This is a genomic window from Vibrio sp. DNB22_10_4 (genome assembly GCF_052879755.1).
Map to the genome: position 1 here is coordinate 1 of NZ_JBNNXW010000131.1, position 234 is coordinate 234.

Annotated in this window: 1 protein-coding gene; it reads left to right on the forward strand. The window is 56.0% G+C overall.

From position 1 onward, the window contains the following. On the forward strand, window positions 1–234 hold a 234-nt coding region (locus tag ACVA6Q_RS24960; protein ID WP_446649271.1), incomplete at both ends, for a hypothetical protein.

Sequence of the window (234 nt, forward strand, 5' to 3'; positions counted from 1 at the left end):
GGCTTTGACCGTTGCGATGGGTTGGGACGATCCGGATTTGACCGTCGGCAAGTTGCTGCGTGTCTGGCGTTGGTTCGATCAGCACACTCTTGAAGGTAACGCTCCTGGCGTTAGTGCAGCGTTACTGGATCGCATCGCAGGTGTTACCGGATTCGCAAATGCGATGGCCAAAGTGGGCTGGCTGATCATTTCCGACGAGGGAATTTCGCTTCCGAACTTCGATCGGCACAACGG